This window comes from Sphingomonas populi, from assembly GCF_004208535.1.
GTDB classification, from domain to species: Bacteria; Pseudomonadota; Alphaproteobacteria; order Sphingomonadales; family Sphingomonadaceae; genus Sphingomonas; species Sphingomonas populi.
This window is the reverse complement of record NZ_SGIS01000012.1, coordinates 34,599-60,721: the sequence shown is the minus strand read 5'-3', so window position 1 is coordinate 60,721 and position 26,123 is coordinate 34,599. Positions and strand designations below refer to the sequence as shown.

General features: G+C 65.6%; 22 protein-coding genes and 1 pseudogene. 9 read left to right on the top strand and 14 right to left on the bottom strand.

Annotated features, from left to right (window positions below):
* Position 1 precedes the first annotated feature (1 nt).
* From EWE75_RS09740 to EWE75_RS09725, 4 genes are read right to left on the bottom strand one after another with little or no spacing between them, the layout of a single operon-like run.
* Positions 2–676, bottom strand: coding sequence for an HAD family hydrolase (locus EWE75_RS09740; protein WP_130156887.1), 675 nt, complete (start codon positions 674–676; stop codon positions 2–4).
* A complete protein-coding gene (locus EWE75_RS09735; RefSeq protein ID WP_130156885.1) occupies positions 673–1,416 on the bottom strand; it encodes a nucleotidyltransferase family protein in 744 nt (247 codons plus the stop codon). Before EWE75_RS09735 ends, EWE75_RS09740 begins: the two co-directional genes overlap by 4 nt.
* The gene (locus EWE75_RS09730) at positions 1,413–2,327 is read right to left on the bottom strand and encodes a hypothetical protein (RefSeq protein ID WP_130156883.1); all 915 of its coding nucleotides are present in this window, start codon (positions 2,325–2,327) and stop codon (positions 1,413–1,415) included. The genes EWE75_RS09735 and EWE75_RS09730 overlap by 4 nt, the downstream gene beginning before the upstream one ends.
* Complete coding sequence (locus tag EWE75_RS09725) at positions 2,324–3,229, bottom strand: diacylglycerol/lipid kinase family protein (RefSeq protein WP_165388330.1); 906 nt, start codon at positions 3,227–3,229, stop codon at positions 2,324–2,326. The genes EWE75_RS09730 and EWE75_RS09725 overlap by 4 nt, the downstream gene beginning before the upstream one ends.
* Positions 3,230–3,825: 596 nt before the next feature.
* Between EWE75_RS09725 and EWE75_RS09720 the strand changes: the two genes are divergently transcribed.
* Both EWE75_RS09720 and EWE75_RS09715 read left to right on the top strand, forming a co-directional pair.
* On the top strand, positions 3,826–6,564 hold the full coding sequence (locus EWE75_RS09720; protein WP_130156879.1) for a glycosyl hydrolase 115 family protein: 2,739 nt from the start codon (positions 3,826–3,828) through the stop codon (positions 6,562–6,564).
* A 34-nt stretch (positions 6,565–6,598) separates the two neighbouring features.
* Entirely contained in the window at positions 6,599–6,907 is a 309-nt protein-coding gene (locus EWE75_RS09715) for a hypothetical protein (RefSeq protein WP_130156876.1), read from the top strand.
* Between the two features lie 170 nt (positions 6,908–7,077).
* Here the strand turns inward: EWE75_RS09715 and EWE75_RS09710 are convergent.
* Positions 7,078–7,173: pseudogene (locus tag EWE75_RS09710) on the bottom strand (IS5 family transposase); the annotation flags it as partial.
* Between the two features lie 195 nt (positions 7,174–7,368).
* Here EWE75_RS09710 and EWE75_RS09705 point away from each other — a divergent pair.
* From EWE75_RS09705 to EWE75_RS09695, 3 genes are read left to right on the top strand one after another with little or no spacing between them, the layout of a single operon-like run.
* Complete coding sequence (locus EWE75_RS09705; RefSeq protein ID WP_130156874.1) at positions 7,369–8,142, top strand: TIM barrel protein; 774 nt, start codon at positions 7,369–7,371, stop codon at positions 8,140–8,142.
* 33 nt (positions 8,143–8,175) lie between these two features.
* Positions 8,176–9,132, top strand: a complete 957-nt coding sequence (locus EWE75_RS09700; RefSeq protein ID WP_130156872.1) for a sugar phosphate isomerase/epimerase family protein — start codon at positions 8,176–8,178, stop codon at positions 9,130–9,132.
* Between the two features lie 19 nt (positions 9,133–9,151).
* Positions 9,152–10,075 carry a sugar phosphate isomerase/epimerase family protein gene (locus tag EWE75_RS09695; RefSeq protein ID WP_130156870.1) on the top strand — a complete coding sequence of 308 codons (924 nt, stop codon included), beginning with the start codon at positions 9,152–9,154 and terminating at the stop codon, positions 10,073–10,075.
* Between the two features lie 368 nt (positions 10,076–10,443).
* Here EWE75_RS09695 and EWE75_RS09690 read toward each other — a convergent pair whose 3' ends face one another.
* The gene (locus tag EWE75_RS09690; protein ID WP_130156868.1) at positions 10,444–11,775 is read right to left on the bottom strand and encodes a dicarboxylate/amino acid:cation symporter; all 1,332 of its coding nucleotides are present in this window, start codon (positions 11,773–11,775) and stop codon (positions 10,444–10,446) included.
* A 209-nt stretch (positions 11,776–11,984) separates the two neighbouring features.
* Here EWE75_RS09690 and EWE75_RS09685 point away from each other — a divergent pair, with 209 nt between their 5' ends.
* Both EWE75_RS09685 and EWE75_RS09680 read left to right on the top strand, forming a co-directional pair.
* Complete coding sequence (locus EWE75_RS09685; RefSeq protein WP_130156866.1) at positions 11,985–13,757, top strand: ATP-binding protein; 1,773 nt, start codon at positions 11,985–11,987, stop codon at positions 13,755–13,757.
* Entirely contained in the window at positions 13,754–15,064 is a 1,311-nt protein-coding gene (locus tag EWE75_RS09680) for a sigma-54-dependent transcriptional regulator (protein WP_130156864.1), read from the top strand. Before EWE75_RS09685 ends, EWE75_RS09680 begins: the two co-directional genes overlap by 4 nt.
* Positions 15,065–15,101: 37 nt before the next feature.
* Here EWE75_RS09680 and EWE75_RS09675 read toward each other — a convergent pair whose 3' ends face one another.
* The 7 genes from EWE75_RS09675 to EWE75_RS09645 all read right to left on the bottom strand — a co-directional run bounded on the left by EWE75_RS09675 (position 15,102) and on the right by EWE75_RS09645 (position 22,692).
* Entirely contained in the window at positions 15,102–15,374 is a 273-nt protein-coding gene (locus EWE75_RS09675; RefSeq protein ID WP_130156862.1) for a hypothetical protein, read from the bottom strand.
* 60 nt (positions 15,375–15,434) lie between these two features.
* Positions 15,435–16,448, bottom strand: a complete 1,014-nt coding sequence (locus EWE75_RS09670) for an SMP-30/gluconolactonase/LRE family protein (protein WP_130156860.1) — start codon at positions 16,446–16,448, stop codon at positions 15,435–15,437.
* Positions 16,445–16,933 carry a cupin domain-containing protein gene (locus EWE75_RS09665; protein ID WP_130156858.1) on the bottom strand — a complete coding sequence of 163 codons (489 nt, stop codon included), beginning with the start codon at positions 16,931–16,933 and terminating at the stop codon, positions 16,445–16,447. The genes EWE75_RS09670 and EWE75_RS09665 overlap by 4 nt, the downstream gene beginning before the upstream one ends.
* A complete protein-coding gene (locus EWE75_RS09660; protein WP_130156856.1) occupies positions 16,930–18,066 on the bottom strand; it encodes a Gfo/Idh/MocA family protein in 1,137 nt (378 codons plus the stop codon). The genes EWE75_RS09665 and EWE75_RS09660 overlap by 4 nt, the downstream gene beginning before the upstream one ends.
* Positions 18,067–18,213: 147 nt before the next feature.
* Positions 18,214–18,891 carry an HAD-IA family hydrolase gene (locus tag EWE75_RS09655; protein WP_130156854.1) on the bottom strand — a complete coding sequence of 226 codons (678 nt, stop codon included), beginning with the start codon at positions 18,889–18,891 and terminating at the stop codon, positions 18,214–18,216.
* A 32-nt stretch (positions 18,892–18,923) separates the two neighbouring features.
* A complete protein-coding gene (locus EWE75_RS09650) occupies positions 18,924–20,717 on the bottom strand; it encodes a diguanylate cyclase (protein WP_130156852.1) in 1,794 nt (597 codons plus the stop codon).
* Between the two features lie 61 nt (positions 20,718–20,778).
* Positions 20,779–22,692, bottom strand: coding sequence for a CocE/NonD family hydrolase (locus EWE75_RS09645; RefSeq protein ID WP_130156850.1), 1,914 nt, complete (start codon positions 22,690–22,692; stop codon positions 20,779–20,781).
* A 292-nt stretch (positions 22,693–22,984) separates the two neighbouring features.
* Between EWE75_RS09645 and EWE75_RS09640 the strand changes: the two genes are divergently transcribed.
* On the top strand, positions 22,985–23,878 hold the full coding sequence (locus EWE75_RS09640) for an iron-containing redox enzyme family protein (RefSeq protein ID WP_427915780.1): 894 nt from the start codon (positions 22,985–22,987) through the stop codon (positions 23,876–23,878).
* Positions 23,875–24,840, top strand: a complete 966-nt coding sequence (locus EWE75_RS09635) for a methyltransferase (RefSeq protein ID WP_130156848.1) — start codon at positions 23,875–23,877, stop codon at positions 24,838–24,840. The genes EWE75_RS09640 and EWE75_RS09635 overlap by 4 nt, the downstream gene beginning before the upstream one ends.
* An 18-nt stretch (positions 24,841–24,858) precedes the next feature.
* On the opposite strand, the gene EWE75_RS09630 is transcribed toward EWE75_RS09635, so the two are convergent.
* Positions 24,859–26,070 carry a dicarboxylate/amino acid:cation symporter gene (locus tag EWE75_RS09630; RefSeq protein ID WP_130156846.1) on the bottom strand — a complete coding sequence of 404 codons (1,212 nt, stop codon included), beginning with the start codon at positions 26,068–26,070 and terminating at the stop codon, positions 24,859–24,861.
* Positions 26,071–26,123: the final 53 nt, after the last annotated feature.

Genomic DNA, 26,123 nt, shown 5'->3' with positions numbered 1-26,123 from the left:
GTCAGGCACCCCAATCCAGGATCGTCCAGCCGCGCTCGACAGCGAGCTTGCGCAGTCGGGCGTGCGGATTGACCGCGATCGGCTCGTCCGCCCATTCGAAGCTCGACACGTCGGAAACATGGTCCGACTGGAAGCGGATATGCGCGGTCGCACGGTCGATGCCCGCGCCGGCCAGCCATCGTTCCAGCATCGCCCGCTTCGCCATGCCGTAGCAGTTCGGGCCGTCCAGCCGCGGCGTGATATCGCCCGCCGCGTCCCGCTGCGCTCGCGTAGCGACCAGATCGGCGACGCCCAGCCGATCGGCGATCGCGCGTGCGTAGAAGGCGTGGGCAGCCGTCGCGATCACGATGCGGCGCCCGTCCGCACGATCCGCTGCCATCTGCCCGCGCGCGCCGGGTCGGATGTGATCGCGGGTCAGGCGTTCGGCGAAACCCTCCGCCAATCCGGCGGCCACGTCCGAGATGACCGCGTCGCCTAGCATCAGCCGGTGCATCGCCTCCTTGCGCCGATCGCGATCACGATGGCTGAGCGCGGCGATGCCGACGAGCGGGATCAGCGCCAGCCGCCACGGCGCCATCGCCTTGGCGGCGTGGAGCAGGAACGGCGTCCAGGTCGGCAGGCTGGTGATGGTCCGGTCGAGATCGTAGACGGAAATCCGAACGCGCGGTGCGATCATTCCACCAGGCCGCGCACCAGATCGAGATCGCCCGGCTTGTCGACATCGACTGCGGCCAGCCCGAACGACGATTCGACCACGCGCGCGCGAGCCCCGACACGGGCACCGATGTCGGCCAGCGCGCTCGCCAGCGTCAGTCGTCCGGTCGCGTACCGGAGGAGCGGCATGATGCCCAGCCGCCGGACGATCCGCCAGGGCCGCTTGCGGTCTCGCTCAACCTGCTGCCACAGGTCGAGCGCGGCGTTCGCCGCCGGCGTCGCGAGCCAGAACAGGTTGCAGCCCGACCAGTCGCCATCGGCGAAGCGCAAATAAGTCCGTTTCGTTGTGGGAGCGTCGCGCGCGATCGTCTCGCGCCGTGCGAGCAGGACGGCGACGTCGGCGTCATCCGCCACGGCGCCGAGGAACGCCGTGATCCACTCCGGGCGCAGCAGCGCGTGGTCGGCCGTGGTCAACAGCAGCGGCGCTCCGGCCAGTTCGAAGCCGCGCGCGGCACTCGCGCTCGGCCCGGCCTCGGCAGCGATCGGCTCGGCGCCGAGCGCCAGTGCCTCGCGCCGGACCATCTCATCGTTCGTGCTGACCAGAATCCGTCCCGCGCCCGCTCCACGCAGGGCATCGACGACGCGGGCAAGCATGGTCCGCCCGCCGACCGCAATCAGCGCCTTGTTCGCGACGCCCGCATAAGCCGCCACCGGATCGATCCCGCCGCGAGACCCCGCGAGAATCACTGCGTTGAAACTCATCTGCCGGCAACGTGAAAGACGTGCCAGAGCACGCCGGGCGCCGCGAGCAGAGGATGACGCTCACGCCACGGCGTCAGCGCGACGTGGACGCCGGTGTGCCGCTCGATCTTCCACAGCCCGTAGCGCGCGGCACCGTCGAAGGTGAAAGCCGCCTTCACCAGCCGCGCGACGTTCAGCAGCTTGCCTGCGGCGGACCGTGTCAGCCAGGCCTGCACGAGCCGCCGACACTCGTCGAACCCGAGCGACGGCACCAGACTGGCCTCCACCGTATCGAAGGCAATCCCGCTCGCCTGCCACGCGAGCGGCAGCAGGCGATTGTAGCGCTCGGGGGCATAGTCGAGGATCTGCGTCTCGCGGCCGGGGGGTTCGACGCGGAACTCGGCGCGATATGTCTCGCGCAGCAAGGCTTTCCAGAATTCGTCCGGCTGCCCCTGGCGCGGCCCCAGGGCTGCCGCGAACCGGCCTGCGGTCTTGACCGCCTCGGCCACCGCCCTGAGCGTGCGTTGCCGATCCACCGGCCCGTGGCTCCACACGAGCGCGCTTGGCTGTGCAAAGCGAATCCAGATCGTCGTGTCGAGCAACGCCCCGGTGGCCGCCCGCTCGAATGTCGCCAGCGGCATCGTTGCCACCTTCGCGCGGATCGTACGCCCGCCGACCGGTATCTCGTGATAGCTGACGTCGGGCCAGAGGTTGCCGAGCGCGATGCGTCGCAGCAGGGAGCCGCGTGACCTTGGCGTGAGAACGTAGAAATCGAGGATGTCGCCGAGCGCCCCTGTTCGCAGCACCGAGCCGTAGAACAACACGGCGACACCGCCCAACTGCTTCGCCAGCACCCGCGCCACCGCTTCGATCTCCTGCGGCACCGGCACCAACATTTCCTGCGCGACCACCGTTTGCAACGTGATCGTCATGGCACCACGAAATCGAGCGGACCGCCGCGCGCGAGGATCAGGTCACCCCCGGGATAGGTTTCGCCATCGAGCACGAAGTCGGCGTCGAACGTTAGCCGGACGCTGTCCGTGGCGCAGCGATGATAGCCGAACCGTTCGAGCCATGCCGATTCCGATCCGGCCAGCAGCGCCGGCAGCGTGGCGAGCACGTGGCGCGGCGGTGCATCGACGCCGAGCACCTTCAAACCCGCCCGCTCGCGCCCGAATGGGCGCAGCCCAAGCGGCAGGCGCTTCAGCGTCGATCCCAGGATGATGTAGAAATTCCGCTCGATCCGCATGCCATCGTCCAGCGCGACACCGACCTTCAGCCCGCGCCGCCAACGATTGTTCGATTTGCCGAACACGGTTTGCGCGATCGCGGCCGCGAGCGAGAGACCCACCGCAACGCCACGGAAACCGCCCATTCCGTGGACGCCCTGCGCAATTGCCGTCGCTTCGACGAATGCCCCGGCACCAAACAGAAAGCCGCGCAAATGCGGCGCCGAGGCGGCGGCATGACGCACTTCGATCGGGCTGCGCTGCTTTGTGCGCCCCGCTGCGATCGCTCCGAGCGCGTCGTGGAGCGACCAGTCGATCGGAATGCCAAGGTCCAAAGCCAGAGCGTTCGTCTTGCCCGAAGGAATGATCGCGAGTTTTGGGAGTCTGCGAAAATACGCGGGCGCGATGCTGAGCACGTCTCGGATCGTTCCGTCGCCACCATCCACGACCAGCACGTCAATCCCGCGATCGGCGAACCGCGCCAGCGCTTTCCGCAAATCCTGCTCGGTATGGGGGAAAGTCCAGTCCACCGCCTGGGTGGTATCCGGCAGGGATTGCGCCTGCCCGATATTGCGATGGGCGTGACGATTGAAAATGATCCCCACCTTGGTCGCAGGCGCTCTCGCCAATACCCCGTAGGATTCCGGCTGCGGCTTCATCGGCGCCAAAGCGGCGTTTCCGATGCGCGCTATTGCGCGAGCCAGCAGCGTGTCCGTACCTGCGCTTCGCGAAACCGCATGTGTTAGTCGCCCGGTGCCGTCTTGTATAGTCACACGCCTCATATGTCATGCAACTGTCATAAAGCGGCGCGGTTTGAAACCTTTAATTGGGGCTGGTCCGCGCTCTGACGAGCGGAGGCGATCCGTGGCTGACGTGGCGAGATGTTTGATCTCAAGCAGCGCCGACCTGCCGATCGGTGGCGGGCAGCAGCGGTTTCGTCTCTGCAGAGCGGCTTCGTGCATTGGGTCCCAGCCGCCGGGGGGCAGGGCTTGGTCAGTCGCTGCTCGACACGTTGGTAGCTCAACCGTAAACGGCCGCCGGGGAGAAGCGCGCAATGAAAAGGCGGAACAATGCTGGACGTCGGCTCTGTCACGATGCGGTTTCTGGGCAGTCGCAGAGCAGCATCCTCGCGTTGGTAAATCAACGCGGCGCTCGGCGAGCTATCTTGCGGGGCCTGCGGTCCGTCGCCAGTGCCGGCGGAATGGTGATCGCGATCGGTGTAGGGGCCGACCCGGCCTCCGCTCAGGACGTCGCGCTCTTCGACAGCGGCGCCATCGCCACGATCGTGCATGACGATGGCAAGCCCCTGTCACTCGCTGCCGCCATGCTGGCCGGCGACCTGGAGCATGTCACCGGCGCCAAGCCCCGCCTGTCCGCGAAGCTGGACGATTGCGCGGCGACCTGCGTGATCGTCGCCCAAAAGGGAACCGGATTGCTCGATGCCGTCGCGAAGGACAGCGGGCTCGACGCGTCGGCCCTCGCTGGCCAGTGGGAACGCTATCTCCGCGTGGCGCTCCCGTCGCGCAGCCATGCCGGGCGCACTTATCTCATCATCGCCGGATCGGACACGCGTGGCGCGATCTGGGGAACCGTCGACCTTACCCGCGAGATGGGGGTCTCCGCGTGGGAATGGTGGGCGGACGTTACGCCGCGCCGGCGGAGCAAGGTCGTTGTCGATGGTGGATCGCGGCTTTCGGATACCCCGTCCGTTCAGTATCGCGGCATCTTCCTGAACGACGAGGACTGGGGCCTCCAGCCCTGGGCAGCGAAGACGTTCGAGCCGGACGTCGGCGATATCGGCCCCAAGACCTACGGCCGCATTTACGAACTCATGTGGCGCCTGAAGGCTAACCTCATCTGGCCGGCGATGCACGAGAGCACGAAGCCTTTCTATCAGGTCGCAGGCAATGCCGAAGCCGCGCGCGATCATGCCATCGTGGTCGGCACCTCCCACGCCGAGCCGCTCATGCGCAACAATGTCCGCGAGTGGGACGAGGCCAAGCAAGGCCCGTTCAACTTCTTCACCAACCGGGACGCGATGGTACGATACTGGCGCGATCGCGCGCAGGCGGTGAAGGGCTTCGAGAACATCTATAGCGTCGGCCTGCGCGGGAAGCACGATTCGGAGATGGAAGGCGCCGCATCGCCCACCGTCGCGCGCGACGCGCTGGCTGAGGCGATCGGCGTGCAGCGCGACCTGCTCTCGCAGGTCCAGACGCGCCCGGCGGCCGCCATTCCTCAGGCCCTGACTCTCTACAAGGAGGTGCTCGACCTCTACTCGCTCGGCCTGAAGGTGCCGGACGACGTCACATTGGTCTGGCCGGAGGACAATTACGGGTACATCAACCAGCTCCCGACCCCGCAGGAGCAGGCGCGCAGTGGCGGTTCTGGCCTATATTATCACATCTCCTATTGGGGGCGGCCCCACGATTATCTGTGGCTCGCGACGACCCATCCCGCGCTGATCCGCGAGCAGCTCGATCGTGCGTGGACGATGGATGCCCACAAAATCTGGATGGTGAACGTCGGGGACATCAAGCCCGGCGAATATCTCACCCAATATTTCCTCGACGCCGCTTTCGACCACAAGACGCTCATCCGCCCGGCGAAGGCGCATCTCGCCGACTGGGCAAGCGCGCAATTTGGCGAGGCGCTGGGGCGCCCGATCGCCGATATCCTGACCGACTATTACGATCTCGCGTTCGAGCGGCGGCCCGAATTCATGGGGTTCAGCCAGGTGGAGCCGATTACGCCGATCCGTATCGGCGACTATGTGCGGTCGGGAGGCGACGAGGCGCAGCGGCGTATCGATCGTTATGCGGACTTGGCGTCACGCGCGGACGCGTTGGCGTCCCGCATCCCGGCCGACCGCCGCGACGCCTATTTCGAACTGGTGCTGTATCCGGTTCGCGGTGCGGCCAATCTCAACGAACGCAACCTCAAGCTCGATTTCGCCGCGCTCTACGCCCGCCAAGGCCGGCCGGTGGCGAACCTCCTGTCCGACGAGGCGCGCGCCGCACATGCGCGCATCGTCGCCGATACGGAGACGTACAACCGCCAGGCGGGCGGTAAGTGGCGTAACATCATGGACATGGCGCCCCGCCGGCTTCCCGTGTTCGCTGAACCCGTGTATCCGAAGGCGGACTTTCCACAGAAGCCCGGCTGCGCGATCGACGACGGCGCGTTGCAGTTCGTGAGCGGGCGTCCGGCGCGCCACGCGTTGACGATCTACACCTGGGGCAAGCCGCTCGAATGGTCGCTCGACGGCGCGACCGGGCTTCGGCCCGAGGCGTTGCGCGGAAGCCTGCAGCCGGCCAACGGCTTTCAGCAGCGGGTCGCCTTTTTCTATGACGGGCATGGACCCATCAATGGCGGCTCGATCCGCTGCGGCGACCAGATATTCGCGGTCGCCGCCACGCTCGCGACGCCGGCCGCAGGCCTGAGCGGGGTGGACGTGGACCGCATCGTGTCGCTTCCCGCCACCGACGCGTCCACAGACAGCGCCGATTGGGAGCGGATCGACGGCCTCGGATCGCATGGCGTGCTCCTGCGCTCCAGGCTGAACCTCGCGTCACGCAAGGACGACCATGACGGCGCGCCCCTCGTCTACACGTTCGAAGCGGCGACTAGCGGAGATGCCAATCTGGTGGTCGAGGCTCTTCCCGTTCATGCGCTGACCTCCGCGAACGGCCTCCGCGTGGCGGTCCGCGTCGATGACGGACCCGCCCGGACACTCGATTTCGAGACGCATGGCCGTAGTGACGAATGGAAGCAAAACGTCCTGTCGAACTCGGCGAAACGGACTCTGTTTCTCTCCCGACTTGCCAAGGGCCGTCACAGCATCCGCATCGTCGCTCTCGATCCGGGCTTCCTCCTCGATCGCATCGACGTTCGGTTTGACGGCGCGCCCGACCTCTATGGAGCGCCGGCCACGCGGTGAAGGTGATACGCGACACCGAGCGGCGCCGAGCCCGATGCTGCCGATCGCACGCCACGCAATCCGCGACGGACTTGAGGCATTGGTCGGCGCGTTTGGTCGTGGCAAGACAGGTCCTATGGTGACAGCCAATACTATCCCGATTCATCGTTGGGCCGGCAGGATATCGGCATGGCGGTTGATCGGCGGCGCCTATCTGCACTTCGTCGTACCGGCTTACTTCTTTGCAATGCCGCTTGCGGCGATTTTCGTGTCGCCGGCCAATGCCTCTATCGCAGGCGTTGATCGGAATGCTGCTTTCGGAAAAAGGCGTGGCCTTGCTGTCAGGTCCCGCCACACAGGATAAGGCAGAGGCGGAGACTGTGAAGCAATAAGCATCGCGGAATCGTATCAACCGAGCCGAACCGGCTCGCGCCGTCGGAGCGCGAGCCGGTCGAGGGCCGCGACGCGCGGTTATTCGGGACATTAACAGAGTGACGGTTATGGGGTTCCGCTTCGGCCGCCGCTTTAACTCCACACGCTCGATGCCGTGCGGTGCGCTTTTAAATAGGTGGGGTCGATGATGACGGTCTTTGGTTTGGCGTCAGCGGCCGCCAGCCCCTCGATCATCCGCAAAGAGGTCTGACGCTAAGCAGCTTGGCTCCAGAAAGCACGAAATCGCCGCTTCCCGATCGGCCATCCTGCCGATCCAGCTTGCACCGAGCGATCAAATAGGCGAAGTAGCGACCACAAAATAGCGGGGAATCAACCTCGCCAGGCATACGGGTGCGTCCAGCACCACGGGGCCGTAGAATGGGAAGGGATCCTATGTCTGCGGCTTACGAATTTTCGTCTTGTATTGAATGGCATTTTGCCGAGGCCGGCGAGCTCGATGCGCGTTTGCGCGCCGCGAAGGCGGCAGGGTTTGACCTCGCCGAATTCCACTTGTGGCGTGACAAGCCGATCGACGCTCTGGCCGATGCGCTCGCTGAAACAGGGATGCGGCTGACGAGCCTGTGCGTCGATCCGCGTCGCTCGATCGTCGATCCTGCGCAACGCGAAGAGATGGTCACCGCCGTCCGCGAGACGATCGCCGCCACCGCCAGGCTCGGCCAGCCGGCCCTGATCGTCGCCTCCGGCTTCCGCGTCGAAGGGATGAGCGAGGAAGCGCATTTCGAAAATGCCGTCATTGCTTTGCGCGCCGCCGCCGACGCCGCCGAAGCGGCTGGCGTCATGCTCTTGCTCGAGCCGCTCAACACGCGGCTGTTCGCCACCATGTATCTGGTCAGCACCAAACTGGGCCTCGATCTGGTGGAGGCGGTCAATAGCTCCAATCTGCGCCTGTTGTACGACGTCTGGCACAGCGCCGTAATGGGCGAGGACATGGCGCAAGTCTTGGCCGGTCGCATGCATCTGGTCGCCCATGTGCAGGCGGCCGATATGCCCGACCGCAACGAACCGGGCACCGGCGACGTCGATTGGACCAAGGTCACGCAAACCTTGCGCGACCTTGGCTATACGGGCGCCATCGGCCTCGAATATTTCCCGACGCTTCCTATGGATCAGTCGTTCGCGCTGTCACGCCAGACGCTCGCTGACTGACTCACATAGCCCAAGATCAAACGGAATTCAGCCATGAACCTTGATGCGTTCGCCATCAGCCTAGACTTGATCAATCGTCATTATCAAGAGCCCAACCGGAACCGCTACGAAGGAAAATATTTCTGGGAGGAGTTGTATCCGCTGATTAGCGCCAGCGGCTTTCGCTCGATAGAAATCCCCTATGAGCCGGTCTGGCAATTCGGCGGCCGTAGCGGCGTTCCGATGAATCGGTACTGTATCAACACCAAATATGAAACTGCCGCAAACTATCGCGAGGTTCTGAGCGCGGGCGGCATTTATCGCGTTGCCGGCGTCACCTTTGACCCGAACCTTTTCATGCGCAACGATAACCTTGGCTTCTATTTCGGCGCGACCGGCCATTTCGCCAATGAGGCGCTCGCGCATGCGGCAGATCTCGGTGCCGAGTATTTCGCGATCAGCCCGTCTCCGTATTACGGGCGGGTCGCACATTATCATCCGAATCTTGAAGCCGAGGCCGAGAGTTTCACCGAGCGGGTAACGGAACTGCTTCAAGGTCTCGCCGCAAAGGCCGAGGCGTCGGGTGTCCGCTTGGTGCTGCGCAACGAGTTTTGGAGCCTGTTTCGCGGCGAGCGCATTTTCCAGTTGCTCGATACCCTGCCGGACAGCGTAAAGCTCGACGTCGATACCGCCAACCTGACGATCGCCGGCATCTCGCTGTCGGACTTCATTGTCGCGCATTCAAACCGTATCGGCTGCGTGCATCTGACCGACACCAGCTTTGAAGACACGGCGGAGACCTGGCGGAGCCCAAACCCCGAGTTTCCAGACAACCGTGCCACGCAGGTGTTTCGCGATCCGGGCACGGGCAGCATTGACCTCCCACAGGTCATCTCGCTGCTGGACGGGCTAGGCTATCAGGGGCCGATGACGTGCAGTGCCCGCCAGACACGCGACCCCTTCCGTGCCCTGCTGCGGATTCGCGCTCTTCTCAACACGTTGCAAAATTAAGCTGGACGGAGACGCCGCAATGCCCAACATCCGCTACGCCAATATGTGTCATTGGAAATCGATACCCTATCGCCAGATCGATAACTTCCGTGACTTCTACTATGAGGATAAGACGAATAGCGCGTATTATTCTGATTGGGACACGGTTCTAAAATATCAGTCGGCGCTAGGCTTTGACGGTATCGAGATCGCTCCGTGGGACCTCGCCGATATCCTGCCGCTGTTCGGTTCGCCCGAAAACTTTGCCGCGTTCGCCAAGGATCGCGGCGTTGAAGTGATCGGAATGTTCCACGGCGCACACGCATCCCAAGCGGTCGATCATTTCGATGAGGTCGTGAAGTCAGGGCGTGAGGCGGTGGACACGATCGTCAAGTTTGGCGGCGAGTATATGAACACCTGCCCGACGAACAACTATTACGGATCGGGACCCCTCACCAGGGACGATGTGCAGCAATGCGCAAAGGTCATGAACGAGATCGGTCGCTATGCCACCGACAACGGGGTCAAGATCGGCCTGCACAACGAGTTCTTCTGCGCAATAAACTTGCCAAATCATCGCGAGTTTATCGAGCTGACCGATCCCAAGCTCGTGCATTATTGCATCGATACCGCGCAGGTCGCCATCATGGGTGAAGATTTGCTGACGTTCTACAACGACTATCACGATCGGATCAGCACCTTTCACCTCAAGGATACCGCGTCCGCGCGTCAGCCCGACAGTGTGCGCTATGCCCAAGATCCCGAGATTGCTGACGATGGCACGCGTTGGTTCTGGGAACCCGGTTTGGGCGAGCTCGATCTCAAGGGCCTTTACCGCCTTCTCAAGCAGCACCAGTTCAAAGGCTGGATGTCGGTGGAATATGATGGCTCGCCGGACATGCTGGCATCCATGGCGCTGACCCGATACCATCTCGATACCGAACTGCGACCGATCTACGACTGAGATCGCACGACCGGCTGCGCTCCACGACCCTTCCCGAACGATGCGGATCATCGCAGCGGGCGGCGAAATCGTGGGGCTCACGGCCGGACCGGCGTTCAGGACGGCGGGTTGGGAGGGGCTGATCGTAGCGCCCGAAGCGACGAGCGGATGCATTCTGCCCAGCAATCCGGCGGTGGCGACACGCGATGATCCGCAGGGATCGGATCAGAACCGGACACTCACCCAGGTCGCGAGAAAGGCTGGCGCGCACGCCCTTGGCGGGCTGAAACGATACGTTGGGCGCTACCGCGATCAGGTTGGTGGCGGTCAGCAACAGGCCGTAGCTGAAATAAAAGGGCGCGCCCGCCGAGGGTTATATCAGGCGGTGGTCAGCGCTGGGGCTGGCGCATCGGCGACGACCGCGCGGGCGAACGGCCATCAAGCGCGGCGTTCAACATCTCGCGGTCCAGCCCGCCTTCCCAGCGCGCGACGACGATCGTCGCGACGGCATTGCCGATGAAGTTGGTCAGGCTGCGGCATTCGCTCATGAAGCGATCGACGCCGAGGATCAGCGCCATGCCGGCCAGCGGTACGGTCGGCACGATCGACAGCGTCGCCGCCAGCGTGATGAAACCCGCGCCCGTCACGCCCGCAGCGCCTTTCGACGAGAGCATGGCGACGCCGAGCAGCAGCAATTCCTGCCCCAGCGTCAACTGCACACCCGTAGCCTGCGCGATGAACAGCGCCGCCAGCGTCATGTAGATGTTGGTGCCGTCAAGGTTGAAGCTGTAGCCGGTGGGTACGACCAGCCCGACCACCGACTTTTCGCAGCCGGCGCGCTCCATCTTTTCGATGAGGTTGGGCAGCGCGGCTTCGGAGGACGACGTGCCGAGCACGAGCAGCAATTCCGCCTTGAGGTAGCGCAGCAGCTTGAAGATCGAAAAGCCGTTGAGCCGCGCGACCGTGCCGAGCACCACCACCACGAACAGGATCGACGTGAAGTAGAAGGTCGCGACCAGCGCGCCGAGGTTGACGAGGCTACCCGCGCCATATTTGCCGATGGTGAAGGCAATCGCGCCGAACGCACCGATCGGCGCGGCGCGCATCAGGATCGACACCAGCTTGAAGACGATCAGGCTCAGCCGTTCCATGAACCGAAGCACCGGGTCAGCCGGCTCGCCGACCAGACTGATGGCAATCCCGAACAGGATCGCAACCAGCAGGATTTGCAGGATGTTGCCATCGGTAAACGCGCTGACCAAAGTGTGCGGGATCACGCCCAACAGGAACCCGGTCAGCGTCGATTCATGCGCCTTGGCGGCGTAATCGGCGACTGCGGCGCCATCCAGCGTGGCGGGGTCGATGTTCATGCCCGCGCCCGGTTGGACGACATTGGCGACGATCAGCCCGACGACCAGCGCCAGCGTGGAAAAGGTCAGGAAATAGGCGAACGCCTTCGCCGCCACCCGCCCGACCGAGCCGAGTTCGCGCATGCCGGCAATACCGGTGACGATGGTCAGGAAGATGACCGGCGCGATGATCATCTTCACCAGCTTGATGAAGCCGTCGCCGAGCGGCTTCATCGCCTCCCCATAATCGGGCCAGAAATGGCCGAGCAGCGCGCCCAGCACGATCGCGACCAGAACCTGCACATAGAGTTGCGAGGCGAAGCCTTTGTGCCGCGCGGGTGGCGAGGCGGCCGAGACAGTCTGGCTGATCATGACGGGTGTTCCTGCTCCATTGCCGCCGCTGGCTTTTTGTTTGCGGCCTGGAGAGGGTGAGGCCAAAACGCGATGCGGCCAATACGCGGCGGAGAAATTCCATAAGTTCCTGTGTAATAACGATAAAGATGTGATTTCTTCGCCAATTTTGGGATAATCGATGTGGATTATCACATCGCCCCATCGGCTTTTGTGTGGTAATCCACACAATGATGAGCCGCTCCGCTTCCCCGCTCGCCTGGAGTCGCCGTATCGCGCCGGCGGTTTTGGCGATCGTCGCGATCATCGCAGCGACGGCTCTGTTCCTCGATCGCTATCACCTCGCGCTGCGCACCCAAGTCATCCAAGCCGAGCGCGAGCAGACCACGCAGCAGACGCGCGCGGTGTTGCGCCTGCTCGAATCGGAACTTCAGAAATTCCGGCTGTTGCCCGCCGTGCTGGGCGAATATCCCGACTTGCGCGCGGCGCTGCGGTCCAGCCGGGTCGATCCGGCGCTTAACGACAAGCTGGCGGTGCTCAAGGACAGGACCGGCGCGGCGGCGATCTTCGCGCTTGATCGCACCGGCCGGACGATCGCCGCGTCCAATGCGCGCCTGCCGACCAGCTTTGTCGGGCAGGATTACAGCTTCCGCCCCTATTATCGGCTTGGCTGGAGCAAGGGCGGCGGCGAATATTTCGCGCTGGGGACGGTGAGCGGTCGCCCCGGCCTGTACCTCTCGCGGCGGATCGAGGACGGCGCAGGCCCGATCGGCGTGATCGTCGTCAAGGTCGAATTCGACCCGATCGAACGGGCGTGGCGCGACGGACAGGCGCTCAGCTTCGTGACCGATGCCAACGGCGTGCTGCTGCTCAGCAGCGATACCGCGCTGCGGTTTCGCGCGCTTCACCCGATCGCCCCGGCGCGCAAGGCGCAGATCAAGGCGGCACTGCAGTTCGGCGGTGCCCCGCTGACGCCGCTTGCCATCACCATCGCCACCGACGGCCTCACCACTATGCACGATGGATCGTTGGCAATGACGGCAAGCCTGCCCGTGCCCGTAGCGGGCTGGCGGCTCTACCATATTGAGCCGATGGATGCGGCCTTGAAGGCGGCGCGGCAGCGCGTGCAGATCGCCGCCATCCTGTTCGCCGTGCTCTTGTCGCTGCTGGTCGCTGCGGTTGCGTGGGCGCTCGCACGCCGCCGTCGCACCAGCGCGGCGCGCACGCGGCTGGAGGAGGAGGTAGCGTTGCGTACCGCCGATCTCGCGCGCGAGATGGAGGCGCGCGCAACCGCCGACCGGCGGTATCGGCAAGCGCGTGAGGAGCTCGCCCATGCCAACCGGCTTGGCACGCTCGGCACGATTTCGGCGGGCGTCGCGCATGAGATCAATCAGCCGGTCGCGACGATCCGCGCCTTCGCCGAGAATGCCGTCGCATTTCTCGATCGCGCCCAGCCCGACCACGCCGCGACCAACCTGCGCGAGATCGTCGCGATGACCGACCGGATTGGCAGTATCACCGCGCAGTTGCGCCGCTATGCCCGGCGCGGCGTCGGCACGATCGGTCCGTTGCCGCTGGCGCAGGTGGTGGACGGCGTGCGCCTGCTGGTCGGTGACCAATTCCGCAGCGCCGGGGTGCGGCTCGATCTGCCGATCCCCGATGCGGCGCTGATGGTACGCGCAGGCCGCGTGCGACTCGAACAGGTGCTGGTCAATCTGCTCACCAACGCGCTGGAGGCGGTGCGTGGGCAGCGCGATCCGTGGGTCACCGTCACGCTCAGCCAGCACGACGACCGCATCATCATCAATGTCCGCGACAGCGGCAGCGGCATCGATCCGGCGATCGTCGATGAACTGTTCATGCCTTTCGCAACCACCAAGGCGGGCGGGCTTGGGCTTGGCCTCCACATCGCCCGCGATATCGTGATCGAATTCGGCGGTACGCTCGATCATGTCGCCGGTGACGACCATACCCTGTTCCGCATGACGTTGGCCTCGGCATGAGCGACATGCCGATCCTGCTGATCGACGACGACGATGCGCTGCGCACCGCGCTCGTGCAGTCCTTTCAACTCGCCGATGTCCCCGTCGAGGCGTTCGCCGATGGTGCATCGGCACTGGCGCGATTGTCCGCAGGCTTCGATGGCGCGGTCGTGTCGGACATCCGCATGCCGCGCATGGACGGGATGGAGCTGTTCCGGCGAGTCGCCGCGATTGATCATGAAATCCCGGTGATCCTGATGACCGGCCACGGCGACGTGCCGATGGCGGTGTCCGCGCTCAAGGCCGGCGCGTTCGATTTCATCGCCAAGCCGTTCGCCACCGATCATCTGATCGCATCGGCGCGCCGCGCGATCGAGATGCGGCGGCTGGTGCTCGACAATCGCCGCCTGCGCGCCGCCGCCGACGACAGCGCGACCGGCGAGGTGCTGATCGGCGAGACCCCGGCGATGATCCGGCTGCGCGACAATATGCGGCAGGTCGCCGATGCCGATGTCGATGTCCTGATCGAAGGTGAGACCGGCACCGGCAAGGAACTGGTCGCGACATTGCTCCACCGCTGGAGCCGCCGGCGCGGGCGCACCTTCGTCGCGATCAACTGTGCCGCGCTGCCCGATGCGATTGCCGAGGTCGATCTGTTCGGACAGGCGCATAGCCGAACCACCCAATCGGGCCGGATCGCGCGCGCCGACAAGGGATCCTTGTTCCTCGACGAGATCGAGAGCAGTCCGGCGTGGTTGCAGGGCGCGCTGCTGCGTGTGCTGGAAGAGCGCGAAATCCTGCCGGTCGGTGCCGAGCGGCCGCAATCGGTCGACTTGCGCGTGATCGCCGCGACCAAGCCGGGGATCGAGGCGAGCGTCGCGGATGGGCGCTTCCGGGCCGATCTGCTCTACCGGCTCGACATGGTGCGGCTGCGCATCCCGCCCTTGCGCGAGCGTCGTGCCGATATCCCCTTGCTGTTCGGCTATCTGCTCCATCAGGCGGCCGACCAGATGAAGCGCGCGGTGCCGCGCATCGGCCCGGACGCGCGCGCCTATCTGGCTGACCACGACTGGCCCGGCAATGTCCGCGAGCTTGCCAATTTCGCCAAGCGCGCGGTGCTGGGGATGCAAGCCGATGCGCCCGATGCGGGCGAGCGGATCGCGCTCAGCCAGCAGGTCGAGCGGTTCGAGGCGGCGGTGATCCGCCGGGTTCTCGAGCGGACCAATGGCGACGCCCGAACGGCGATGGCCGAACTCGAATTGCCGAGGAAGACCTTCTACGACAAGCTCAACCGGCATGGCATCGAGATCGGCGACTATCGGAAGTAGGTATCGGTGTTCGACGGGACGCAGGCCACGGCGGTGCTTATCGGGCGGGCAGGCGTTCCGCGAGCACAGCGATCCCTTCGCCTTCGAACGATGCGGTCGCGACGCCGTCGAGCTGGATCGGGCGTTCGGGGGTGAGCGTGGCTGCGGTGCGATGGGCGGGGTCGAGTTCCAGCCAGGCGCGAACCGCCCGCTCCAGACTGGTGACCTCGGCGACATCGTTGTCGCCACGCGGCACGTTTTCGAGCGAGGCGCTCATCCGCCAGTCGATCGTCGGGGTCTTGGTGGTGTCGCCCCAGCTTGCTTCGGTCATGCCTTGTCCTCGTTCGGTTCGCCTGACGTCACAGCGCGCGTGGGCGCCCGGATGTTCCCATCACATGCCGGCGCCGGTGCGCAACCGCAGGCGGAGCACCCGGTCGCTGGCGGTCATGAACAACGTCGCGCCATCCTCGCCGAATGCGCAATTGGCGATCGCCTTGCCCGATATGATCACCCCGAGCGGCTGGGCCTCGGGGGTCAGCACCATCATGCCGCCGGGCACCGAGCAGAACATCGTGCCGTTGCGCGCGACCTTCATGCCGTCGGGCAGGCCGGGCGCGTTGCCGGCGCGCAGCGGCGTGGCATCGAGCCATATGCGAGAGGTGGTCGGCATGCCGTGGGCGTCGAGATCGTACACCATGATGCGCGGCGCTGCCTCGTCCGACACCGAGACGTAGAGCCGGCGTTCGTCCGGCGACAGCGCCACGCCGTTGGGGCGAGTCAAACCGCCGTCGATCAGCGCGACTTTGCCGTCCGGCGACCAGCGATAGACGCCGTTCTGTTTGGCCTCCTTGAGCGGCGAGGTGTCGCCATCGGCGAAGCCGTAAGGCGGATCGGTGAAATAGATCGTGCCGCTGCGCGCGACGTGCAGATCGTTGGGGCTGTTGAAGCGCGCGCCTTCGAAGCGATCGGCCAGCACGCGGCGCTGCCGCGTCTTGAGATCGACCCGATCGATGCTGCGTCCGCCGCTATTGGCGATCAGCAGCGCGCCGTCATGCGCGAGGGCAAGGCCATTCGATCCCGGCTCGCGCACCAGCTTGGGATCAGTGCCCGCCGCGCCCGAAGGCGACAGGAACGGGACCACGCCGCGCTTGCGGGTCCACAGGCGCATGAGGTTGGCGGGCGGGTCCGAGAACACCAATCCGGTGCCGGGCACCCACAGCGGCCCTTCCGCCCAGCGGATGCCGGTGGCGATCGTCTCGACAATACTGCCGGGCGCGATGATCCGGTCGAGGGCGGGGGAGAGCCGGCGAACCTCCGGGGCGGGGGCGGCGGCAAAGCCCGGCGTTGCGACCAGCGCCGCGCCGGCGGCGAGGAAGCCGCGCCGGTCGATAGCATACGTGCTCATTTCGCCGGCCGCGCGAGCTTCATGCCGAGCAGCACGAGCTTGCCGCCGGTGATGCCAAACCAGTGCGGGATGCCGGCCGGGATCAGAACCACGTCGCCGGGCTTGAGATCGCGGGTGGTGCCGCCCTCGATCCGGCTGCCTTCGATCATGCCGGACTTGGTGGTGACGGGGTCGATCATTCGGCCGCCGGAGACGAGCGTTCCCGCACCTTCGATGACAATGGTATATTCGGCATCGGTCGGGTGAATCGCGGGCTTGCCCGGCGCAGTCCAATATTCCAGCGCAGCGGTCGTTCCACCGTCGCGGAGCAACGGCCGCCAAGCGAAATGCTGCTCCGGCTTCATCTCGCGCGCCATCGTCGCGACCTGCGCCTGAATGTCGGCGGCTTTGGCGAGCCCGGTCGGATCGGCGGGCGGCGTCTGGGCGAGGATCGGCGCGGCGGTGGCGAGCAGCGCCAAGGCTACGGCTGTGCGAAGCAAGCTCATGCGCGGCCGTCCAGCCGGATCGTGCGGCCTTCGCGGGCCGAGCGGTAGATCGCCTCGACGATCCGCAGATCGCGCAAACCCTCCTCGCCCGAGACGATCGGCTCGCGTCCGGTCAGGATGCACTCGGCGAGGTAATCGAGCTGACCGGCGAATTGCGTCGCGCGCGGCCCCGGCGGCGGGGTCAGTTCGCGTTCGCGTCCGTCGCGGCCGGTCCACATGTGGTTGCCATCATAGCGGGTAGCCGGTTCGAGTTCGATCCGCCCGGTGTCGCCCATCAGCAGGACGTGGTTCTGGTTGGCGCTGTACATCGATTGGCAACCCGCGATCGCGCCCGAGGGGAATTCGAGCGTCCATTCGATCATATCCTCGACCTCGTGGAAGCGCGGATCATTGCGGTCGGTGGATTCGCGCGCCGTCACCGCGATCGGTTCCTCGCCGGTCATGTAGCGCGCTGCCTGGAGCGAATAGACCCCCATGTCCATCAGAGAGCCGCCGCCAGCGAGTGCGCGCTTGAGCCGCCATTTCGACGGGTCGCGCTGGACGAAGCCATGCTCGGTGCGGACATAGCGGATCTTGCCGGCGGCCCCGGCACGCGCCAGCCGCATCGCTTCGAGGTTGAACGCCTCGAAATGGCAGCGATAGCCGATCATGAGCTTGCGCCCGGCGGCCTTGCACGCCGCGATCATCGCCTCGCATTCGGCGACAGAGACGGCCATCGGCTTTTCGCACATCACATGCTTGCCGGCCTTGGCGGCGCGGATCGTATATTCGGCGTGCATCGAATTGGGCAGGCAGACATAGACGATATCGACATCGGGATTGTCGCGGATGCTGTCGAAATTGGCGTAGGAATAGACTGCCTTGTCATCGAGACCGTGTTCGGCGGCAACCTTGCGGCCCTTGGCGGCATCGCCGGTGACGACGGCGGCGAGCCGGCTGTGCGTGCAGTTGACGAATTGCGGGATGATGACGCCAAGACCATAGGTGCCAAGCCCGACGATGGCATAGCCGAGCTTGCGCTCGCCCGCCTTGGGTGCGGGCATGCCCTGCGCGAGCGCGTGCGGTGTCAACGCGACGGGGACGATCGAGCCGATCGCGGCGGAAAGCAGGAAGTCGCGGCGTCCAAGATCCATCGGGCGTATCCTCTCACTGGAGCGCCGGACGTTCCCGGCTGTCTCATTGCGCAAGCTCTCAGGCCTGCTGCGATCACGGGTGAACGTGCGGTGATGGTAGCGCGAACATACACGGCAGCACAAGCGCCGGTTGGCGCGCGGAACGCGCTAAACGGCCATGCGGGGCCGGAGCATCAGCCCACCGTCCGCATGGGCGGTGGTGAGGCCGCGATAGTCGCGGATGTGCGGATGTTCGGTAGCGAACGGATGGGTGTGGGTCGCAGTGATGACGACGACTTCGGTGCCCGCCGCCCGCCCGGAGGCGATCCCGGCAGGGGCGTCCTCGAACACCAAGCATTGCGTCACGTCGACACCGAGTTGGCGCGCAGCCGCGATATAGCAATCGGGCGCGGGCTTGCCGCATGCGATGTCTTCGGCGGTGATGAACAAAGGCGGCGGCACCAGCCCCGCCGCCGCCAGCCGCGCCTCGGCGAGCGGGCGCGTGGCGGAGGTGACGATCGCCCAGCCGTCGTGCGGCAGGCCGGCGATGAACTCCGCCGCGCCGTCGATCGCGCGGACACCGTCGAGATCGACCATTTCTTCGCGGGCGATCCAGTCGGCTTCCTGTTGCGGATCGATGCCGGGGATGTCGAGCCGGCGGATGGTCTCGAGCGTCTGGACGCCGTGGATACGCGGCAGGATCTCGACAGGATCGAACCCGTGGCATGTCAGCCAGCGCGACCAGACGCGTTCGGCGGATTCGATCGAGGTGAGCAAGGTGCCGTCCATGTCGAACAGGAGCGCCTGGAAACGGCGGTCGGGGTAGGGGATGGGGTTCTCGGTCATCGCGTCCGCGTTCCCCGGAAACGCGGGCGAGATCAAGTGTCTCGGGTCAGCACCGTCGCGACCTGATCGCGACCGCCGCGCTTCGCGCGGAGCAGCGCGGCGTCGGCGGCCCGCACGAGCCGGTCGGTGGCGCATTGTTCGGGCCAACTCGCGACGCCGATCGACGCGGTGATCGGGCCGAGATCACGCTCCTCGTACCGCACCGCCAGGCCTGCGATGCGCAGGCGGATGTCCTCGGCGCGCGCGCGGGCGTCGGCGACCCCCAGCCCCGGCATGAGCAGCAGGAATTCCTCGCCGCCGAACCGGAACGCGAGATCCTCGTTGCGGATCGACCGCTTGAGCGCCTCGCCGACCGCACGCAGCACCGCGTCGCCAGCGTCGTGGCCGTGGTCGTCGTTGAAGCGCTTGAAATGGTCGATATCGATCATCGCACAACTGACCGGCGTGTTGGTCCGCGTCGCCTGCGCCAGGCGCGCCTCGAACGCCTTGTCGAACTGGCGGCGGTTGGAGAGGCCGGTGAGCGGATCGACCATCGCCAGCGCGCGCAAGGCATCGCGCAGCCGCAGATTGTCGAGCGCGAGGCCAACGTTCTCGGCGAGCATCTTGAGATAATTCTCATCGGGGCCGATCTCCGGCGTATCGGAGCGGCGTTCGAAGTACAGCAAACCGAGCATGCCGTTCTGGCCGATCAGCGGCAGGCAGATACTATCGACCAAGACGTCGCCATCCTGTGCGACGTGATCGCACGGCACGTCGATGTTGTCGCCCGCCGGCCGGTGCTGCCGCCCGCGACGCAGCCCCCAGCAAGCCATCGGTACGAATTCGTCACGCGAGTGGACCGGACCGAGCCAGTGCGCCGCGACCGCCATCACGTTGCGCTCGGCATCGAACAGATAGAAGCTGCCGGCGAGCCGTGGCGCGACTTCGGGCGCGAACCGATCGATCACGCCGGTGAGATCCTGCACCGAATCGCAACGCTGCATCCGTTGCGTCATCCGTGACAGCAGATCGCGGACGGCTCGATCGGCATCGCGCTCCTTCTCCAGCCTTTGCCGGACGATGCCGTTCTCGCGAAATCCGCGCAGCGCCTGCGCCATGTCGCCGATCTCGTCGACCTGGGGGTAATGCGGCCATTCGGTGGCGTAATCCTGCGCGGCGAGCCGGTTGACGACATCGCTCAGCCGCACGACGGGGCGCAGCACGCGCTGACGGAACACGAAGAACAACACGCACAAGAAGACGAAGCCGGTGAGACCAAGCACGATCTCCGATACGCGCCGCCACGTCCGCGACGCCGAGACAGCGATCTCCACGGTGGCGCCGGTGCGCTGATCGATGCGTTCCTGAAAGCGCTCGACGCTTGACTGGATGCGGTCGAGCTCGCGCTCATATTCCGGCGAAAACAGGATCGCGACCGCAGCGTGCTGATCGCCCCGCATGCGCGCCGCGATCGCCGCCGCCTGTTCGTCGCGCAGCGCATCGGCCCAGTGCAATGTCTCGTGGAGCGATCGCAACTCCGCCGCAGTCGCGCCGGCATCGCGGATCGCGGCGGTGCGGGTTTCGACCGCTTTCAACAGTCCCGACTCGCGCCGGTAGGCGATCAGATCGGCCTGGCTGCCGCTGATCGCGAACTGGCGGGCGAGGCTGCTCAATTGCGCGACGTCCTCATCGATGGTCGAGGTCGCCTGGTCGAGATTCGCACGCTGGCTCATCGCCACGCGCTCTCGGTCCTGCGCGGACGATGCCAGCAACATCGTGCTGCCTGATGCCAAAGTGAGCAGCACGGTGATGCCGTAAGCCCAGTTGGTGATGGTCGCGAGCCGCATGGAGTGCCTTATACGCTACAGATCATGATGAAGCGTTAAGAATAACCGGCGTATTGTACCGCTATTTCGCGCCGGCATCCGTCACCGGCAGTTCGATCGCGCTGGCTTGTGCCGGCGAATGGATCACGCGGATCGTCGCCTTTTGGTAATCCTGCGGCCTGGCATCGAAGATGTTAGGCACGAAGGTCTGCGGATTGCGATCGTAGAGCGGGAACCAGCTCGACTGGATCTGCACCATGATGCGGTGACCGGGCAGGAAGACGTGGTTCACGTTGGGCAGCGCGAAACGGTAGCTGAGCGGTGTGTTTGGGGTGATCGGCCTGGGATCGGAGAAGCTCTCGCGATAGCGGCCGCGCAGGATGTCCATCGCTACGGGCAGTTGATAGCCGCCGAGTTCGGGCTTTTCGAAATATTCGTCCGGGTACACATCGATCAACTTGACGACGAAATCGCCATCGCTGCCGGTGGTGGCGGCGATCAAATCGGCGACCGGGGCGCCGGCGAGCGCGAGCGGGGCGTCGAGCGGCGCGGTCTCATACGTCAGCACGTCGGTGCGGTCGGCGAACGGGCGCTGGTCATCGACCAGCCATTGCCGCCACGTCGATCCGGTTGCGTAGGTCGGACGGATCGGACGGAGCCGATAGGGGATCGGCTTGGCCGGGTCCGACACATAATCGTCCGCACCCTCGGCGGTGGGCGGGGTGAAGGAGAGCGCACCGCCGGCCTGAAGATACAGTTTCCGCGTCGGCGTCGCGCAGCCGCTTGCGCAGGCAGCGGGCCAGCCGGGCAGGCGCTGCCAGGTGTTGGTGCCGGTCTGGAACGCGGTGACGGGGGCGATGTCGGCGGGCGCGGCGCCGGTCTTGAGATGGCCGTCTAGGAACGGGATCAGCACATGCTGGCGGAACCATGCGCCAGTATCAGAGCCGAAGCGGATCGCGCCGAGGCTGTCGCCGGTGCCGCTCCAGCCGCCATGCGCCCACGGACCCAAAGCGAGATGGTTGACGTGGTTCGGGTCATTCTTGCTGACCGCTTCATAGGCGGCGACCGCGCCGTACATGTCCTCCTGATCCCATTGGCTGCCGATCCAGAGCGTCGGCACGGTCTGCGGCTGTTTGGGCAGGATCGTTTCGAGCGCCTGCGCCTGCCAGAACGCGTCATACGCAGGGTGATCGTGCAGATCCTTGACGACCTGGATCTGGTCGAGCCCCCGGCTCTTGACGAAGCCCGTGGCGGAGCCGGCGCGCAGGAAGGTGTCGTAATCGTCGTAAGCGTCGCGCCACAGATCGTCGCCCTGGCCGCGCGCGGTATCCTGGCTGAAGTAATAATCGTAGCCGATCTGGCGGAATGCGCCGCCGTGGAAGTCGTCGTCGCCCATCCAGGTGTTGATGACCGGGTTCATCGGCGCGGCGGCCTTCAGCGCGGGGTGGGGATGGACCAGCGCCATCGCCGCCATCATCCCGTCATAGCTGGTGCCGACGATGCCGACGCGGCCGTTCGATTCCTTGACGTTCTTGGTCAGCCAGTCGATCGTGTCATAGGCGTCGGTCGAATGATCGACCTTGGTGCCGTTGAGCGGGCCGATCAGCGGGCGTTCGTTGACATACTCGCCCTTCGAACCGTGTTTGCCGCGCACATCCTCGAACGCGAGGATGTAGCCGGCCTTGAGGAACTCGGCGAAGGCCGCGCCGACGAGCATCACGCCGTGGCTGCTTTCGACGCGGCTGGTCGCCTTGTCGGCGCCATAAGGTGTGCGTTCGAGCAGGATCGGCGCGTCGCGCGTGCCCTTGGGAACGATCAGGACCATGTGCAGCGCGACCCCGTCGCGCATCTTCACATCGACCTCGCGACGATCGTAATCGAACGTCGTTTTGACGGGGGTGAACTTGGCGGGGATGCCGTTGGGCAGGGTCTGGGCGCCGCCCGCAGTCGAAATCGCCAGCGTCGCGCCGGTCAGCAGCATCCCGAGAAGTTTCATATATGTCCGGTCCTGTGGTTCGCGCCATCGTGCCACAGCACGGGATGCTCGCACAGATGGTTTTCGCTGCGTCGGCGCACGCACCAAGCAAAGCGATACGGCGGTGTCGATGCCTGCACCCCAGGAGAGCAACTGCGCGGCAGTTTTTACGACAAGTGTTTGAATTGATAAACATCAAGATCGTCTAAAGATGATGAATCTGGAGGGGTTAAAGCAACTTCGTCGATGTCGGTTCGTTGGGGGTGACAAGACTGAGAGGATCAATCCCTTGCTTCATACTCTAGATAAAGATGTGCCCACCAGCACATCGCAGTTCCTGACTGACAGTTTCCAGCGCGGCCTCGCCCGCTGGAACCGTGAACGGCTTCAGCCCGGTTTCCCCAGTGCCGATTGGCAGGGCCAGTTCGACCGCGACAGCCGCATGCTGCGGCTGGAAGGCGCGTTCCTCGAAGAACTCCGCAGCGAAATCCGCGACGAGGCGGCGGCGGTGCCGACCGATGTCGAGGGCTTCATCGCCTGGTTCGAGGAATTGAAAGCGACCGGGCCGGGGCAGGGCGATCCGCTGTTCCCGTGGCTCGCCGAGCACGCGACGCGCGACGAACTGCGCTGGTTCTTCGAGCAGGAGGCCGCCGGCGAGGCGGGGTTCGACGATCTCGTTGCCTATACGCAGGTCAAGCTGCCGACCGCACCCAAGATGGAACTTGCCCGCAATTATTGGGACGAAATGGGGCGTGGCAACGCCAAGGGCATGCACGGCCCGATGCTCGATGCGCTGGTCGAAACGCTGGAGGTGAACCCGGTGATCGAGAACACTGTCTGGCAGAGCCTGTCGCTCGCCAATGCGATGACGGCGATGGCGACGACGCGGCGTTACGCATGGCATTCGGTCGGCGCGCTCGGCGTGATCGAACTGACCGCGCCGGCCCGCGCGGCGTGCGTTGCGCAGGGGCTGCGTCGGATCGGCCTGTCCGATCGTGAGCGCCGCTATTTCCAGCTCCACGCCGTGCTCGACATCAAGCATAGCGAAGACTGGAACCGGGAAGCGCTCCGCCCTGCGGTGGCCGAAGACCCGCGCCGCGCGACCGCGATCGCGGAAGGCGCGCTGATCCGGCTGCGCTGCGGCGAGCGCTGCTTCGATCAGTATCGCGCATCGTTGTGGAACGGCGCCGATCGGGCGCTGGGGTGACAGTCGCGTTCGGCGGGGCGGCCGATCCGGTCGCCACCGGATCGCAGGACGAGGCGTTGCTGGCGCTGCTGCGGCTGCTGGCCGAGCGTGGCTATGCGTTCGTCACGCCGACGCCGCTGACGCACGCGCGCGTGGTGGCGCGTACCGACCGCCAGCGGGCGCGATCGGTACGCGATGTGCTGGGCTGGTCGCTGCCGTTCCGGCGCGGCGAGATCGACGCCGAGGTCGAGGCGCTGCTTGATCGGGCGGGGATGCTGCACGCCGAGGGTGCGATGCTGCGCTCGCGCGTTCGCGTCTCGTCGCTGCACGGCAGGCTGTTCCTGCACTCGGCCTATCCGACCAATGACACCGATGCGGTGTTCTTCGGCCCCGACAGTTACCGCTTCGCCGATCTTATCCGCTCGGAACTGTCGGATGGTGAATCGCTGCGGATGCTCGACATCGGCACGGGCTCGGGGGTTGGTGCTATCGTCGCGGCACTTGCGCGTCCAAACGCACCGGTCAGCGCAACGGATATCAATCCGCGCGCGCTGCGGTTCGCGCGCATCAACGCCGCTGCTGCGGGGGTGACGATCGACGCGTATCACGCCCCGACGCTCGACCCGCTCGACGGCGTGTTCGATGTCGTCACCGCCAACCCGCCCTATATCATCGATGCCGACAGCCGCCTGTACCGCGACGGCGGCGGCATGCACGGCGCGCAAATCTCGTTCGATATGACGCGGATGGCGCTAGATCGGCTCGCACCGGGCGGGCGGATGATCCTGTATACCGGCAGTGCGATCGTCGCGGGAGGCGATGCGCTGAAGCAGGCGCTCGCAGATGATGTATCGCCGCGCGGCTACGGCCTAGCCTACCGCGAACTGGACCCCGATGTGTTCGGCGAGGAACTCGACCAGCCCGGCTATGCCGACGTCGAGCGCATCGCCTTGGTCGCCGCCCTCATCACGCGTCCCGCCTGAACACGGCTTCCGCTCCCGTCAATCGGGTTGGCGCCTCGCCACGATCCGCGCGACCGTCAGATCGGCGGTGACGTTGCCGACGGTGCGGAAGATATCAGGGAAGGTCTCAACCGCGAGCAGCAGCGGCAGGATGCCGATCGGCACGCCCATCGCCAGACACACCGGGCCGATCGATGCGAAGAACGACACTTGCGCGGGCAGGCCGACCGCGGCGAGGCTGACCACCGCCGCCACGCACGCGCCGAGCAGCAGCACGCCCGGGCTGAGCGGAATGCCGTGCAGGTGCGCGAGGTAGATCGCGACGCCCACGTTCGCGGCGGCACTCGCCGCGCGGAAGATCGACACCGCCAGCGGCAGCACGACGCCAGCCTCTTCCTTGCGGATGCCGAGCGGGTCCGCCGCGTCGATCATTGCCGGCAGCGAGGCGAGCGAGGATTGCGTGCTGAGCGCGACCACCTGTGCGGGCAACACCGCACGCGCGAAGGTCAGCGGCGAAACCCGCCCCAGTAACGGCCCTGCAACGTAGCAGGCCAGTGCGGTGACGATGCAGGCAACCGCGATGATGATAACATAATGGCCGAGCGCACCCGCCGCGCCGGCGCCCATTTTAGCTCCCACGCTGATCGCCAGCGCGCAGACGCCGATCGGCGCGAGCCACAAGATCCATTGCACGATGACGAGCATCGCCTGGACGACGCCCTTGAACACCATGACGAGGTGGCGCTGCAATTCGGGTTCGATCCGGCTGATCGCGAAGCCGAACAGCAATGCGAACACTACCAGCGGCGTCATCGCGGTGTCGCTCGCTGCCTTGATCGGGTTGGTCGGGATGAACCCGACCAGCCAGTCGCCGGTCGAGCCGATCGCGGGGGCGGCTTCGGCGCCGGTGCGCAACGCCGCCGCACTTGCGGGAACGGGCCAGATGTCGAGCAAAGACGTCGTCACGACGACGCTGAGCAGGCATGCCGCGACGAGCAGGATCGCGAACCAGATCAATGCGCGCACGCCGATCCCGCTGCCGCCCGCTTCCTGGCCCGCCGCGACGACCCCGGTCACCAGCAGCGAGAACACCAGCGGCACGACCGTCATCGTCAGCGCGTTGAGCCACAACGTTCCGATCGGCCGCGCCACCGTGACGACGGCGACGCCCGTCGCGGACGTGTCGAGCAGCGCGCCGACGGTCAGGCCAAGCGCGAGGCCGGCGAGGATCAGGATCGAACGCAGGGTCATGGGCAGGCTCGCGAGTGGCGGTTGGGAAGTCGCTGCGAGCGGCGCGGCGCGTC

Coding starts and splice junctions, on each gene's coding strand:
- EWE75_RS09665 (WP_130156858.1), bottom strand. CDS start 16,933: ATGAGCTTGCTTCGCACAGCCGTAGCCTTGGCGCTGCTCGCCACCGCC.
- EWE75_RS09680 (WP_130156864.1), top strand. CDS start 13,754: ATGAGCGACATGCCGATCCTGCTGATCGACGACGACGATGCGCTGCGC.
- EWE75_RS09690 (WP_130156868.1), bottom strand. CDS start 11,775: ATGATCAGCCAGACTGTCTCGGCCGCCTCGCCACCCGCGCGGCACAAA.
- EWE75_RS09645 (WP_130156850.1), bottom strand. CDS start 22,692: ATGAAACTTCTCGGGATGCTGCTGACCGGCGCGACGCTGGCGATTTCG.
- EWE75_RS09655 (WP_130156854.1), bottom strand. CDS start 18,891: ATGACCGAGAACCCCATCCCCTACCCCGACCGCCGTTTCCAGGCGCTC.
- EWE75_RS09695 (WP_130156870.1), top strand. CDS start 9,152: ATGCCCAACATCCGCTACGCCAATATGTGTCATTGGAAATCGATACCC.
- EWE75_RS09670 (WP_130156860.1), bottom strand. CDS start 16,448: ATGAGCACGTATGCTATCGACCGGCGCGGCTTCCTCGCCGCCGGCGCG.
- EWE75_RS09740 (WP_130156887.1), bottom strand. CDS start 676: ATGATCGCACCGCGCGTTCGGATTTCCGTCTACGATCTCGACCGGACC.
- EWE75_RS09630 (WP_130156846.1), bottom strand. CDS start 26,070: ATGACCCTGCGTTCGATCCTGATCCTCGCCGGCCTCGCGCTTGGCCTG.
- EWE75_RS09685 (WP_130156866.1), top strand. CDS start 11,985: ATGATGAGCCGCTCCGCTTCCCCGCTCGCCTGGAGTCGCCGTATCGCG.
- EWE75_RS09730 (WP_130156883.1), bottom strand. CDS start 2,327: ATGACGATCACGTTGCAAACGGTGGTCGCGCAGGAAATGTTGGTGCCG.
- EWE75_RS09735 (WP_130156885.1), bottom strand. CDS start 1,416: ATGAGTTTCAACGCAGTGATTCTCGCGGGGTCTCGCGGCGGGATCGAT.
- EWE75_RS09675 (WP_130156862.1), bottom strand. CDS start 15,374: ATGACCGAAGCAAGCTGGGGCGACACCACCAAGACCCCGACGATCGAC.
- EWE75_RS09700 (WP_130156872.1), top strand. CDS start 8,176: ATGAACCTTGATGCGTTCGCCATCAGCCTAGACTTGATCAATCGTCAT.
- EWE75_RS09720 (WP_130156879.1), top strand. CDS start 3,826: ATGGTGATCGCGATCGGTGTAGGGGCCGACCCGGCCTCCGCTCAGGAC.
- EWE75_RS09715 (WP_130156876.1), top strand. CDS start 6,599: ATGCTGCCGATCGCACGCCACGCAATCCGCGACGGACTTGAGGCATTG.
- EWE75_RS09705 (WP_130156874.1), top strand. CDS start 7,369: ATGTCTGCGGCTTACGAATTTTCGTCTTGTATTGAATGGCATTTTGCC.
- EWE75_RS09650 (WP_130156852.1), bottom strand. CDS start 20,717: ATGCGGCTCGCGACCATCACCAACTGGGCTTACGGCATCACCGTGCTG.
- EWE75_RS09660 (WP_130156856.1), bottom strand. CDS start 18,066: ATGGATCTTGGACGCCGCGACTTCCTGCTTTCCGCCGCGATCGGCTCG.